Origin of the sequence: Rubripirellula lacrimiformis, assembly GCF_007741535.1 — a bacterium.
Lineage (GTDB): Bacteria > Planctomycetota > Planctomycetia > Pirellulales > Pirellulaceae > Rubripirellula > Rubripirellula lacrimiformis.
Genome location: NZ_CP036525.1, coordinates 2,676,031 through 2,689,626, shown reverse-complemented (window position 1 = coordinate 2,689,626; position 13,596 = coordinate 2,676,031). Strand labels below are relative to the sequence as shown.

10 protein-coding genes are annotated in these 13,596 nt (G+C 57.3%); 4 read left to right on the top strand and 6 right to left on the bottom strand.

Annotation, left to right across the window (positions count from 1 at the left end):
• Positions 1-25: 25 nt before the first annotated feature.
• The 3 genes from K227x_RS09525 to K227x_RS09515 form a co-directional block, all read right to left on the bottom strand.
• Positions 26-1,804 (bottom strand): endo-1,4-beta-xylanase, encoded by a 1,779-nt coding sequence (locus K227x_RS09525; protein ID WP_145169295.1) that lies wholly within the window; start codon positions 1,802-1,804, stop codon positions 26-28.
• 37 nt (positions 1,805-1,841) lie between these two features.
• Positions 1,842-4,130, bottom strand: a complete 2,289-nt coding sequence (locus K227x_RS09520) for a tetratricopeptide repeat protein (protein ID WP_145169294.1) — start codon at positions 4,128-4,130, stop codon at positions 1,842-1,844.
• 103 nt (positions 4,131-4,233) lie between these two features.
• Entirely contained in the window at positions 4,234-4,857 is a 624-nt protein-coding gene (locus K227x_RS09515) for a hypothetical protein (protein WP_145169293.1), read from the bottom strand.
• Positions 4,858-5,123: 266 nt separating this feature from the next.
• On the opposite strand from K227x_RS09515, the gene K227x_RS09510 reads away from it, so the two are divergent.
• The gene (locus tag K227x_RS09510; RefSeq protein WP_145169292.1) at positions 5,124-5,903 is read left to right on the top strand and encodes a TIGR00282 family metallophosphoesterase; all 780 of its coding nucleotides are present in this window, start codon (positions 5,124-5,126) and stop codon (positions 5,901-5,903) included.
• A gap of 67 nt (positions 5,904-5,970) precedes the next feature.
• On the opposite strand, the gene K227x_RS09505 is transcribed toward K227x_RS09510, so the two are convergent.
• Together K227x_RS09505 and K227x_RS09500 are read right to left on the bottom strand one after the other, a co-directional pair.
• A complete protein-coding gene (locus K227x_RS09505; RefSeq protein WP_145169291.1) occupies positions 5,971-6,786 on the bottom strand; it encodes a HisA/HisF-related TIM barrel protein in 816 nt (271 codons plus the stop codon).
• A complete protein-coding gene (locus tag K227x_RS09500; RefSeq protein ID WP_145169290.1) occupies positions 6,783-7,337 on the bottom strand; it encodes a DUF2617 family protein in 555 nt (184 codons plus the stop codon). The genes K227x_RS09505 and K227x_RS09500 overlap by 4 nt, the downstream gene beginning before the upstream one ends.
• 321 nt (positions 7,338-7,658) lie before the next feature.
• Between K227x_RS09500 and K227x_RS09495 the strand changes: the two genes are divergently transcribed.
• The 3 genes from K227x_RS09495 (at position 7,659) to K227x_RS09485 (ending at position 11,121) form a co-directional block, all read left to right on the top strand.
• Positions 7,659-8,237 (top strand): anthranilate synthase component II, encoded by a 579-nt coding sequence (locus tag K227x_RS09495; protein ID WP_145169289.1) that lies wholly within the window; start codon positions 7,659-7,661, stop codon positions 8,235-8,237.
• 240 nt (positions 8,238-8,477) lie between these two features.
• Positions 8,478-10,019, top strand: a complete 1,542-nt coding sequence (locus K227x_RS09490; RefSeq protein ID WP_246146698.1) for a hypothetical protein — start codon at positions 8,478-8,480, stop codon at positions 10,017-10,019.
• A 109-nt stretch (positions 10,020-10,128) separates the two neighbouring features.
• Entirely contained in the window at positions 10,129-11,121 is a 993-nt protein-coding gene (locus K227x_RS09485) for a hypothetical protein (protein ID WP_145169288.1), read from the top strand.
• Positions 11,122-11,595: 474 nt separating this feature from the next.
• Here the strand turns inward: K227x_RS09485 and K227x_RS09480 are convergent, their stop codons facing one another.
• The gene (locus K227x_RS09480) at positions 11,596-12,924 is read right to left on the bottom strand and encodes an IS1182 family transposase (protein WP_145169287.1); all 1,329 of its coding nucleotides are present in this window, start codon (positions 12,922-12,924) and stop codon (positions 11,596-11,598) included.
• Positions 12,925-13,596: the final 672 nt, after the last annotated feature.

The following is a 13,596-nucleotide window of genomic DNA, read 5'->3' as shown; positions in this document are numbered from 1 at the left end:
CAGCACAGCCATTGGGCGTGGATTTTCAGTCGATGCGTTGGGCTTCCCCGTCTTGGGATGCATCCACCCGATACGCTTCATCGCCGACGGTGACGTTGTACGTCCCCGCAAATCCACGAAAACCAGCCACGCCATTCTGATCGGTCACGACCGACGTCTTGGTGGTCCATTCCTGCTGCGTCAGCCTGATCCACTGACTGCCCATCGGGGTCGGCGACCAGTCTTTCGAAAACAAAGCGGCATCGGGTTTCCAGTGAGCACCTTCCCAGAAACCCCAGGTTAGAACACCGACGACGGCGGGGTGAGAAAAACAAGCCGTTAGGAAGTCGCGAGTGAAGTCCGCTTGCAACTGATCGTCCGGAACCACCACGTCGAATTCGGTGATCAACACCTTCAGTCCCAAGGCGTGCCAACGATCCAATTCGGCGATCAATCGCTGAGGCGGGGTTAGCAACGAACCAAAGTGACTTTGGATCCCGATGCCATCGATCGGTGCACCATTGTCTTTTAGATACCGAATGGTTTCTTCGAAGTGATCCTTGTGCTTGGTAGGAAACCCGCCGCGCACCAAACCGGCATAGTCGTTGTAGTACAGATCGGCATCGGGCGCGACTTCGTCGGCAAGTTTGAACCAACCCACCATCGCTTGGTCGCCCAAAATCCGAGTCCAGTCGAGGTTGTCGAAGACTTCGTTCAGCACGTCCCAGTCACGAACCAAACCGCGTGTCGCATACCCAACGTCGCGGATATGGGTATCGATCGTGTGCGCCAACGACTGCGGGTGATCTGCGATCGGTGCCACCCAACCCGGCGAATTCTTGAAACTGGGCCAAACCATCACATGACCGCGGCTGGGGACGCCTTCCTGTTTCAGCCAGCGAAGCGTGTCCAGGGTTGCCGTCCGCCGGTCCTGCGTCTGCTCCCACACGCCCCACTTCAATCCGTTTTCGATGACCGCACAGTTGAACGTATCGAGGAACGTTTCTCGGTATCGATCATGGTCGGGGCCCTGACCGGTCACCATGGGCACCGATACGGCGGAACCAAAATCGAACGCATGCCGATCGAGTTCGACGGACACCTTCACGCCGGACCGCGGATCCCCGTTTTCGTCCACCAACGTGATTTTGATGTCACGTTTGCGAAGCGTTTCGATTCGCTGGGCCGATTCGGTCCGCCAATCAGCGCTGGGCGACCGCCCCTGATAAGTCAGTTGCGTGTTGGGAAGCGAATCGATGTTGAAATCTTTTCCGAAATTCCATGCTTCCAAACCAGCGATTTCGATGGTCTCACGCTGATAGCCCAATTGAAAATTCAGTCCTGCGACGCCGGCATCGTAGTCTTCGAGACTTCGGAACCGGACCCAGTAGTGTTCCCATGATCCGTCGGCAGGCGACTCGGCCAGAAACTGGATACTTTTCGTGTACGGTTCGCCGAACCGTTCAAAAACGAATTCGGCAACTGCGCCGCCATCGTTTTCCAACGCATTGCCGCGCAACCAAAACCCCACCAACAGGATGTCATCTTTGGCCACCGGACCAGTCGTTGCGATTCCGAAGCTGGCGTCCCAAGTATTTTGCGGCTGTTTCGTCAGATCAATGCGCAGCGACTTTTCAAATTGGGGATGGTCCACCGCACTGATCACGCTGGTCCCCCACGTGCCATCGGCTAACCGGACATCCAATTTGTCGATGATCGACGAATCCGATTCAACGACCCTATGTCCTCCCGCCGGCAGCGGTGACTCGGCGTCCGAGTGCCCAACCAGAATCAGCGTAAAAACAATCAGAGACAGGATGCGCATTCGGGTACCTTCCACAGAGTCACCAACGGTCGCCGATTTACTCGGCAAGTTTGGCTTTTAGTAAGTCACGAGCCTGACGAAATTCGGCGACATCCGGTGCCAGTTCGATCGCAAGTTCAATCTGGTCGAGCGCTTCGTCGAACTGTCCCGCCAAATACAACGATAATCCGAAACGATATTGAACCGCCGCGTTATCGGGCGCCAGGTTAGCATCGCGTTTCAGGAATGGCAGTTCGGCGGCTCGCAGTTCACCGACACGCTGCAACATGGACACCGAATTCGGCGATTGCGATTGCTGTGCCAAGTTCTCGATCAGGGTGGCCAAATTCGACCGCGGACCGGTCGTATTGGGTTCGACACGGATGGCGGCTTCGTAGGCTTTGATCGCTTCGTCGTACCGTCCGGTCGCTTCACAAAGCATCGCCCACGCCATATGAGCACCGGCGCGATCGCCGGCCATCATCATTCCCTCTCGAACCTCTTCTAGCCCCTGGTCGACACGCAACTGTTCGGCGCCGGTCAACGTCTGGTATCCACCGGACGCCACCAACACGCGGACGACCTCGGTGCGAACCAAACGCGACGGGTCTTGCAGATGCGGCTGCAACGCGCGGCGAGCGGCTTCCGGCGACGCAATCAGGAATACACCCGCAGCGGCAGCCCGAACCATCGGCGGTTGATCAGGATCGTCCAGCAGTTTCTTGGCCGTCGGAATTGCTTCGGCGGCACCCGAGGATGCCATTTCCGCTAGCGCCGAGGCGCGAGCCATGTCGGGAGTCAACTGTCCCTGGGGGGTTTCGGTCGGCATCATCGCCAACCGCAGCATGCCAGCAACGGAATCGGGCTCGCCGCGTCGAAATGCAGTGATGGCCTGACCAAAGTGATCCGGTTGTTTGCGACTGTCGCCGTACCAACGATCGCAGGCTTCGTCGCACCAGGTATCGGTACGCAGAATCGCATCGGCCACGGATTCGTCACCGGCCTGAGCAGCCAAAATCCAGTCGGCATACTCTTTGGTCGCAAACTCCGTTTGCCGTTTGGTATCTAGCGATTTTAGTTGGTCCGCAACGTGGCATTGGCTGCATGCGTTGGGCGTCCCCAGTTCGACGGACAGATCCGGACGGGGCACGCGAATGCTGTGATCCCGTCGTTTGTCCACGTCCATGTAGGTCGTGTGCGGCATGTGACAATTCACACACATCGCACCGGGCGTGCCGACGGCATGGTGATGATGCGATGGAACGTCGTATTTACCAGCCGCATGCTGGTGACAGGACGTGCAGGTTTCGTTGCCAGTGGATTTCAGTTTCAACGTATGCGGGTCATGACAATCGGTGCAACGAATGCCCTTGTGATGCATCCGGCTTTGGATGAACGAACCGTAAACGTAAACCTCGTCCTTGATCTGGCCATCGGCGTGATACGTGTCCGCACGCAGCAATTCCAGGTTGTAGTGGTCGGTATACATGTCCCCCGGCTTGAATTGATCATCCAGCAGACTGCGCCGGCTATGGCAGGGTGCGCACGACTGCAACTGCGGTTCGGCGTCGGGGCCTTTCAGCCGAGCCAAACCGTAGCCGTGGTTGCGATCCCAGAACAACGATTTCGCATTGGCCAATTCAACGTGCAGACTGCCCGGTCCATGACAGGCTTCACAACTGACATCAATTTCCGAGAACGTCGTGTGGTACTTGGTCGTGACCGGATCAAAGTTGCTTTTCAGATTGGTCGAGTGGCAATCGGCGCACATCGTCTGCCAGCGCTGGGCGATGCCAGTCCAGTGCAATGGATCATCGGGCAACAGTTTGTCATCGACGTCCGGGGGACGCAGATAGAACCAACGTTTGTTGATCGTATCCCAACTGATTCGAAGCACCTGCAACCTGGGCACTTCGTTGGGTGACATGTCATCGGTTCGATCGAATTCGACCATGTATTGCTGCAGCGGTTCGACGCCGAAGACGTACTTGACTTCGAAGTCTTCCATTTCGCCGGATGGGCCGTCGGTCCGGACCATGAATCGCTTGCCGTCGCGAAACATTCGGCTGGTCATCCCGTCATGGTCAAGCGTGGCGTCGTCGAAATCGCCCAGCACGGTCTCGTCCGTCGCTAAGTCCATCGCCTTGTCGTGATCCGATCCAGTGAACGCCAACGATTCCTCTTGATGGCAATCGATACACGCGGCGCGTCCGACATACGTGGCAACCGTCTCGGGTGGTCGTGCGGACCAGTAGTCGGCAAACACGCCACCCGCGAGCAACAGAATCGCGGCGCCAGCGACCAATGCCAACCGTTTGGACTTGAGCGGAGAAGAGATCGGTTGCAATTGACTTGGGTCGGGTCAGAGATTCAGGGGCGACGCCAAAAGCGTCGGTTTCCACGTCATAGATTGGATGCAAAGCCACGGGCGGTGGCCGGCAAAACGCAGTTTACTCGGTTTCGTTTCGCCTGGCTTTACCAGCCCTACTTTTGCGTAGACCAACTTGATGGCGTTTCGGTTCCACGAAATCGACCGATGCGGACGAATCGACCATCGGTCGTTCAGCATGCGATGGGATTGCGAGCAGTCGTGCGGCTTCCGATCGCATCTGTCGCACGAGGTCGTTCTGAGCGTCTTCCCCATCCACGCGAACCAACAAACGCGCCGCTCGCAGAAGCTGTTCGGCGGCCACTGCACGACGATGGACCGCAGAGCCGCGATCCGACACCGAATGCGTTTTTTTGCTACCACCGCGGTTGCGGACTTCGGTTTGGCTTTCCTGGTCTGCACTGTCGTCCAAAATGCTGCCGTCCAGAATGCTGCCACGATCTCGAATCACATTAAAGACGTCCTCCAAGACTCCATCGCTGACCTGACCCAGCTCTTTGCCTTCCAAGACGTCGCGAATCATCTGCTCGGTTGAATTGGCGGATTCCAGTTCGCCGGCAGGCGGTTCCGCCGCCAATTCAACCGTCCACGGGGACGCAGCGATCACCGCAAGGACCGCTAAACGGAGGATCAACGACTTGGTTGCACTGAGAAACGGGGGAAACAATTTTACGTTATTTTTCATCGAGCATCTTTTCCGTTTTATGTGGCACACACACCTGCATCAACAGTCTAACCATTTCCATAGAATAGGTTCCCCCCCACTGCGGCAAGCATCGAACCACCGGAGCATGGAACCAGCGGAGAACGAATGAGTCGTCTCATCTCTCCCCCCCCCTCGTCTTTTGATCGACCGGTGAACTGAATCGATGGATCGCGTATCATGCCGTCATCGATAGGCAGCCCCCATTTTCGACCGACTAGCTTTGATTTCGGAGTGACATTTTCGCCATGCGGATTCTTTTTCTAGGCGATGTCGTCGGCAAACCTGGCTACGTCGCGGTCACCAAACATGCCGAAGCCCTGCGGTCCGAACTGAATCTGGATGCGTTGGTGATCAATGCCGAAAACGCATCGGACGGATCTGGACTGATGCCAAGGCAATTCAAGCGATTTTTAGAAGTCGGCGTGGACGCTGTCACCTTGGGCGACCACATCTATCGATGCAAAGAAATCGTAGCGACGCTGAAAAAAAGCGATCGGATCGTCAAACCAGCCAACTATCCAGCCGATTCGGCGGGTCGCAATTGGATCGTGATCGATACGTCCAAGGGGCCCCTCGGGGTGATTTCGGTGATGGGGCGTGTTTACATGCGGCCGGTGGATTGCCCATTCGATGCGTTGGACCGCGCGATCGAAGAGATCGGAGACGCGGCGAAACACATTCTGGTCGATGTCCATGCCGAAGCGACCAGCGATAAACAAGTGATCGGGCGATACTTGGATGGCAAAGTCACGGCTGTTTTGGGCACTCACACGCACGTCCCAACGGCAGACGCATGCATTTTCCCCGGTGGAACCGCGTTCCAATGTGATGTCGGAATGTGCGGTCCGTACGACAGTATCATCGGCCGTGATATTCGACGCGTCACCCAGACGACACGAACTTTTGAACCATGCCACTTCCATGTCGCAACCCGCGACGTCCGACTGTGCGGCGCGATCATCGAAGCGAAGGACAATGGGAAAGCAAAGTCGATCGAACGATTCGAACGGAAAGTGGACGTTTGATTCGGTATCAATGCCTGTCCACTGGACCCCAAACCGTTCGATACCCGCCGTCGAAACACCACCCGATTTAGTGTTGGGGCAGCAGGGCGGTCCCCACCAAACATCCACGGCATCCCGCATCGACAAGCCGTTTTGCGTCATCCAACGATCGGATCCCCCCGCCGGTATAGACGCGGAACTGGGGAAAATCATCGGCGATTTCTCGGCACCGCGTCGCAGTGACCGGGCCACGCCGCATTCCAACTTCGGCCACATCCAACACCACGACGCCGGCAAAACGGGCGTCCGCCGCCGCATCGATCCAATCGGCCTGGCTGCCGGATGGAACATTGAGTTGGCCGTTTCGAAAATCCAAACCTAGAAAACAGCGGTCTGCTGGAACGATGTCAGCCATCTGCGGGACCGAAACCAACGATTCCGCGGACTCTGTGGCGGCAATGAACGACACATGTTCGGATCGGGCAACCAAAACATTCATGGCGGAAACGATTTCGATTCTGGATGGGTTCCGCCACCCCAGATCCACCAGCACTTCACAGCCGGCGTAGATGTCCAGCAGTTCGGCGATCACGTCCACTGAAACGCGGCCAAACTGGATCGAATCCAGATCCGCAATGTAGAGTCGATCGACACCGATGCTTCGGTAATGCGATGCCAGATGGGTGGGCGAACCATCACCGCCGTTTGCGGGTCGATACTGATCTCGGAGACCAGCGACCGCGTGAACCGATTGCCCGTTCTTCAGATCAATCACGCCGATGATCGAATCGGCGACCGCCATGCTGGATTGGCAGAGATCTTGATCGGGCTTGATCGACCGGGTTCGGTCGATGGGGGGATTGCAGCTAGAAAGCTTTCGTGCTGCTGCAAGCTGGTTGATCAAACCGATTCTTTGTCCGAACCGATGGAGAACAATGTTTCCACCTTCACAATTGCAAAATCGTCGGGGAAAGTATGGATCGCCTGGATTAACATCGAACTGCGACGTGTTTCAACGCTGACGTAGCTGAGTGCCCCGAGGGCCATCCGGCCGCTGGCGTCGAAGTTGTGCAACAAACCTTCGGTCGGACCGTTGCCCAACTGTTGTTGGACCATCCAGAACATGTCTGGTTCGACAGGTTCAAGTTGAAAATGGGTGCGATAACTGAACCCTTGGCGACAATTGGCGCGTTCGGTTCGGCTGCCTTTCAGCGGCTTGGACAACAAACATCGCCGCTTGGGCAGTGGTTGCTGGGCACTGGTTGCGACTTCGCACAGCGTGATGCCGTCCGCATTCCAGGTCACGACGTGACCGCAATTGGTGATATCGATCTGGGCATGGTAGTGATCACGTTCAACGCGACGACTCTTGTGAATCGCGTACAGTTCGGGGTGAAGCGAACGGCTGAAGACGTGAAATGCCAATTCGGCAACTTTAGGACGAACCGAAAGCACAGCAGATTTCCGTTACACGAACAAAGAGATGATTCAATGTGAGAACTATTGAGTTACCGCAAGCTCTAGATCCAAAGCAAGCCAAACGCAGAGCGTCCACTTGCCAAGGGCGAGCCGTCGCAACTGGGGGCTCATTGTCGTTCCGGTTCGACGCCGTCTGGTATCCACCCGTCGACTCGTCATCGATCGCACAAAGCGACATCGCCATTATAGGCACCGTATCGGAACTGGCTAAAGAGCGTTTAAGCTAGTAGCGAAAGAATATCTTTTTTGCCTGTTTCGACTTGAATCTCCATTGACTTCTTCGGCGGGAACAACCTGATGGTCGTCGTCATCGATAACTACGATTCGTTCACTTACAATTTGGTCCAGCGGCTCGGCGAGATCGATCCGACGATCGACATTCGAGTGTTCCGCAATGACGAATTGACGGTCCAACAATTGGACGAACTTTCGCCGTCGCGTGTGCTCGTATCTCCGGGACCATGCACCCCCAACGAAGCTGGCATCAGTGTCGAATGCGTCAAGCATTTCGCCGGGCGAGTTCCGTTGCTGGGTGTCTGCTTGGGGCACCAATCGATCGGGCAAGCCTTCGGTGGCAATATCGTCCGCGCCCCGCAATTGATGCACGGCAAGACCGATGCAATCTACCACAGCGACAGTGGGCTGTTTGCCAACTTGGCCAATCCGTTCATTGCCACACGCTATCATTCGCTGGTGATCGAACCGTCCAGTCTGCCACCTGAATTGGTCGTCACCGCTTGGACCGACACCGGTGGCATCCGACAGATCATGGGTGTGCGGCACCGCGAATTCAAAATGGAAGGGTGGCAGTTTCATCCGGAAAGTTTCCTGACCGAACCCGGAATCGAAATGTTGACGCGATTCTTGGCCTGGTAGGGCAAAGGAGGCCTTTTTTAGAAATCGGCTCAAGATTTGGATGCCCTTTGCCGAGCAATTCGCCTTGACCGGCAACGACGGGTCTAGGTAATTCGAGGATGCGGACAGGCACGTGTTCCCCTCCGCACTGCGGATCCCGAACCACTTGTCCCGTTCAGCCCTGCGATGAAAACGACTGATCGTCGAAGCCCTAGCGAACGCCGAACTGGATTTCATTCCGGGGATCACCGGGGATCATCCATGCCTGGACCTAGCATCGCTAGGATGCCGAGCAAAGTTTGGACGGCCTTGTCTTGGCCGGCTGTTGTTATTTCCAACCGCAAGCATTTTGGCAAGTCGAGTCCGGCCCTCTGCTTGGCAGCGATATTGGTTTTGCTGGTCCAGCCTGCCCACGGTCAATATCCCAGCACCGGCAGTGCCCCCCAAAACCCACAGACGAACTTAGTACCGATCAGCCCACCATCCGCCCCGCCCACCCAGGGCGGTTATGGAAGTTTTGATCCGTATTCCAACGCTCCCTACGGTGGCACCTCGGGTATCGGCGCACCGATCGGCACCACAGGTCCGGCCGGCGTGACAGCGCCGCCCAACTATGCGGGATCACCATTTTCCACCGGTACCGGCTCGGGCATCTTCGGTGGCTTGTTTTCGCAACCCGCATCCGCGCCGGTCCCCTCCGGATTCGGTGCCCCGGTGCAGGCCCCCGGCACCAGCGTCCCCTTTGGAACCACGGCCCCCTACGGATCATCGCCCTACGGTGCCCCCGTCGTCGGTGCACCCACCTTCAACGGCGCACCCGCCTACGGCGTCCCGGGTCTGCCCTATGACAACACCAATGTCTATGGAAATCAGGGTGGCTACGCCGCCCCCGGTTACCCAAGTTCGATCTACCCGTCGTCGTCACCTTCGACGCTGTTCCCCGAAGGTCTGTTCCAGGGTGGCGTTTTTCCGGGTACCGGCGTCGACAATTACAGTGCCTATCGTCTGCTGCGTGGACCACGGTTCCGTTACGGGTACGTCGGATCCGGTGACGATGACGACTCGTTGAACATGAACGACATGGATCTTTCGATCGTCTTTGCGTTCCCAAATTTCCTGTACACCAATCAACCCTTTTACGTGGTGCCGTCGTTTTCGATGCACCTTTGGGATGGCCCCAAAAACTATCCCAACGGGGCGGACCTGCCCGGCAGCGCCTACAGTGCCTTCCTGGACTTGGGCTGGAACTCGGACCCCAACCAGATGTTCAGCACCGAATTGGGCGTACGCGTCGGTGCCTTCACCGACTTTGACACTTTCAATGACGAAAGCATTCGAGTCCTCGGAAAAGCATTGGTCAGTTTCCGGATGACCCCACAATCGACACTGAAAGGTGGCGTCTACTACCTGGACCGTAACAACACGAAACTGGTCCCGGCCGGTGGACTGCTGTGGCAACCCAACCCGATGACACGTTTCGACATCTTCTTTCCACAGCCAAAGTTCGCGCGTTACTGCCGCACGATCGGCACCCAAGACGTTTGGTGGTACATCAGCGGCGACTACGGCGGCGGTTCTTGGACCGTCACGCGTGCCAGCGGTGCGGAGGACAGTGTCGACATCAATGACATTCGATTGATCGGCGGTATCGAATGGGGCCAAAGCGACGCGATCCGCGCCGGTCGTCGCATCGGGTTCTTCGAGGTCGGTTATGTGTTCAATCGCGACATCGAATATCGACACAGCGCGAACGATATCGACATCGATGACGGGATCAATTTCCGGCTCGGGATCGGCTACTAGCAGGCCCGTTGCAGTAGAATACGGGGCGAACCTTTTGTTCGTGGCAGCGGAGTGAACCGTCCGTCGCCGGCAAACAATCTTGCCCCTCATTCGCACGCTGGACCTGTCGATGTCACCTATTGCTGCTTGGACTTTGTGGATGGCCGCGGTGGCATTTGAAATCGCAGCACCGTCCACTCAAGTGGTCGACTTTGGCCGCTATCAAGACTGCCCCGTGCTTCGAAACGATCGAACACGTGTTGTATTGTGCCCGCAGGTTGGCGGCCGCGTGCTGGAGTATTCGCTGGACGGCAAGAATGCGTTGTTCGTGTCCCCGTATGAATTGGGGCAGCCAGATGATGGTTGGAAACACAATCCATCGGCTGGCCGGTTTGACATTGGCCCCGAACAGATCGTCCCCAAACGGGATCCGCTTTTCCGTGGTCAATGGACGGTGACGTCGTCTACCGATCACGAGATCGAACTGACTAGTCCGGACTGTCCGACGACTGGGGTTCGATTGGTACGTCAGTTTTCGCTCGACCACCAAACATCTCGGTTGGTTTGCACTCAAAGGATCGAAAACATTTCCGACCGCACGGTTCAGTACTGTCACTGGAGCCGCACGCTAGCCAATGGCGCCGGGATCGCCTTGCTGCCGCTGGCAGGTCACGCGAGATTCCCAAAGCGTTACGTGCGTTACGAGGGCGGCGGCATTTTGACCAAGCCTGTCGATGACAACATCCGCATTCGAGATGGATTCCTAGAGGTCATCGGTCCACCCAAGACACCCAAGCTAGGCATGGACAGTTTCGCCGGCTGGGTCGCTCATCAACAGCCCGCCGGATTGATGTTTGTCAAACAGTACCCGACTTTCCCGGACAGGCTTTACAACGAAGTCGCCGGCATCACGTTGTCGACCTGGGCGCCGGCCAGCGGCGAAACCGTCGAAGTCGAACCCATCGGTCCCGCCGAAACCATCTCACCGGGCCAGTCAGCATCGTTCACGGAAGTTTGGTGGCTTTGGGACAGCCCGTATCCCGCCGCGGATGAATCGGTCGATCTGGATCGATTGCGTGATCGTGTCAACAATCTTCCAGCGACACCGTGGGCCAAGAACTGATTTCCACTCGCCGGCATTGGCAATGCATGCCGGGTCTGGCGCAGAACCAATGGTGCAAGCAAACCTGACGGCTCGCACCGCAAGGCACTCACTGCGACTCGTGCGCTGGATCGTTTAACCGCGTGGGCAACGCCCCGTGCGTCCACACACCCAAAACGCGCGGCCCGATGGGCACGCGGTTAAACGATAGGGGCCGTCATGCACCGCGCATCCGACTCGTGCCCAAAATCGTTTAACCGCGTGGGCAACACCCCGTGCGTCCACGCACCCAAAACGCGCGGCCCGATGAGACTGTGAATAATTGGCCGGTTGTGGCTTGACGCCGTGTTTTTGAAGTGGTTTTTCAAAAATTTTGGATTGCCGGTCGTCGTCAAAGTTTCAGGTTGAAGCTTCGGTGGTTCTTTTGTCTTGGTGGATCGCTTTGAAGCTTCGTTGGACGCGATGCGTCCAACGATTGGAGGCCGGAGGCCAACCTCAAGGCGTCGCAGTACAGGATTGCCTCATCAGTGTTTGTAAAAATCCTAGGTTGTTCAATCGATTGAAGTTGTTCACCAGCACGTGCCAAAGCGTTTGGGCCATTGCTTTCTTCTGGCCACGAACCCGGAACTGATGAAGACCGCGATTACGACATTCCGCGTTGGGAAATTCAGCTATCGATGGACGTCGTCTCAACATCTCCTGCGCCTCGGGTGTCCCCATCCTCTTTCGATACCTCGCCATCGCGTCGCTATCGCCCGGCTTGCTCGCATGGGGATCCTTGCCGTTAGCGACTTGTCTTTTGATGTCCTTCAGTGGACCGTAAACCTCCGTCCCCGCAGCGTCCATCGCTTCGATATCGCTCGCTTTGGTGAACCCGCCGTCGACCAAGTAGTGTGCCGGCGTCACCCCATAGGTGCGGCAGATCGACTCGTACATCGGAAGCATCTCACCTTGATCGCTGCCCTGATTGTCAACGCTCACGCCGACGACAATTCGAGAGTCGCCGTCGCTGGCGAATTGGACGTTATAGGCGGGGCGAAAACCGCCGTCTCCCATCTTCATCCGCGCCGCTTCGGGGTCCGTTGTGGAGGCTCGTGGGGTCGACTTGCTTTTGCGTGATCGTTTCTCTTTACGACGTCGCTCAAGTTCTTTGAGGTTCTCTTGAGCCGCCTTGATACGCTCGAGTCGTTCGTCGGCAGCACGCTTACGGGCGGCCTGTTCGGCCCGAGTTGCCGCGGCAGCTTCCTCGTCGGATCGCTCGGCGAGTTCCTTTACATAGTCTTCGGCAACCTCTTGCATCTGTTGGAGCGTCGATTCGGACCGAAACGAACTGCTGCCGGCCGAGGCACGCACCCGCATGCCATCCTGCCCGATGGTATCCAACGTGATCAGTTTTTCGCTCAGCAGCACGGCGATCGAGTCGCTAAGCAACTTCTCGAGATACTCGGCGTTGCCGCTGCGAAAGTCGCTCAGGGTGTGATGATTAACCGTGACATCGCCGCAGATCCACAGGTAGTGGAAGTCGCGGGTGGTCAAATCGCTCAAACGGCGGGCGCTACTGATCCCTTCGAGCGTTGCGTAGAACCACAGGGCGAAGAGGATTCGCGGATCGATCGGGGTACGACCACGACCATCTACTTTCGATTTGATCTTCTCGTAAAGCGGTCCGAGGTCGAGCGATTCGCAGTACTGCCATACCAAACGAACGCGGTGCTCGCGGGCCACCATCTGGTCGAGCGAATAGAACCGCATCTCAACTTGGCTGCGTTCGGGGCGGTGGGTGCGAGCGGAACCACGCTGCTGAGCATCGGTTGGAATTTTCATGCAAATAATTTAGCCCCATGTAGAAATCCAACAAGCCAAAACTCAATTATTCACAGCCTCGATGGGCACGCGGTGAAACGACTGGGGCCGTCATGCACCGCGCATGCGACTCGTGCGCTGGATCGTTTCACCGCGTGGGCAACGCCCCGTGCGTCCACGCACCCAAAACGCGCGGCTCGACGGGCACGCGGTGAAACGACTGGGGCGGTCTCGTACCGAACATGCGACTCGTGCGCTGGATCGTTTCACCGCGTGGGCAACGCCCCGTGCGTCCACGTACCCATACGCGCGGCCCGATGGGCACGCGGTTAAACGAGCAGGAGCAATCTGGCACCGAACATGCGATCCGTGCGCTGTATCGTTTAACCGCGTGGGCAACGCCCCGTGCGTCCACGCACCCAAACGCGCGGCCCGACGGGCACACGGTGAAACGAGCGGGAGCAATCACGCACCGAACATGCGATCCGTGCCCAAAATCGTTTAACCACGTGGGCAACGCCCCGTGCGTCCACGCACCCAAAACGCGCGGCCCGATGGGCACGCGGTGAAACGAGCAGGAGCAATCAGGCACCGAACATACGATCCGTGCGCTGGATCGTTTAACCGCGTGGGCAACGCCCCGTGCGTCCACGCACCCAAAACGCGCGGCCCGATGGGCACGCGGTTAAACGA

Bases quoted from the DNA above. Each gene is read 5' to 3' on its own strand.
- K227x_RS09495 (WP_145169289.1), top strand. From the start codon at position 7,659: ATGGTCGTCGTCATCGATAACTACGATTCGTTCACTTACAATTTGGTC.
- K227x_RS09480 (WP_145169287.1), bottom strand. From the start codon at position 12,924: ATGAAAATTCCAACCGATGCTCAGCAGCGTGGTTCCGCTCGCACCCAC.
- K227x_RS09525 (WP_145169295.1), bottom strand. From the start codon at position 1,804: ATGCGCATCCTGTCTCTGATTGTTTTTACGCTGATTCTGGTTGGGCAC.
- K227x_RS09490 (WP_246146698.1), top strand. From the start codon at position 8,478: ATGCCTGGACCTAGCATCGCTAGGATGCCGAGCAAAGTTTGGACGGCC.
- K227x_RS09485 (WP_145169288.1), top strand. From the start codon at position 10,129: ATGTCACCTATTGCTGCTTGGACTTTGTGGATGGCCGCGGTGGCATTT.
- K227x_RS09515 (WP_145169293.1), bottom strand. From the start codon at position 4,857: ATGAAAAATAACGTAAAATTGTTTCCCCCGTTTCTCAGTGCAACCAAG.
- K227x_RS09510 (WP_145169292.1), top strand. From the start codon at position 5,124: ATGCGGATTCTTTTTCTAGGCGATGTCGTCGGCAAACCTGGCTACGTC.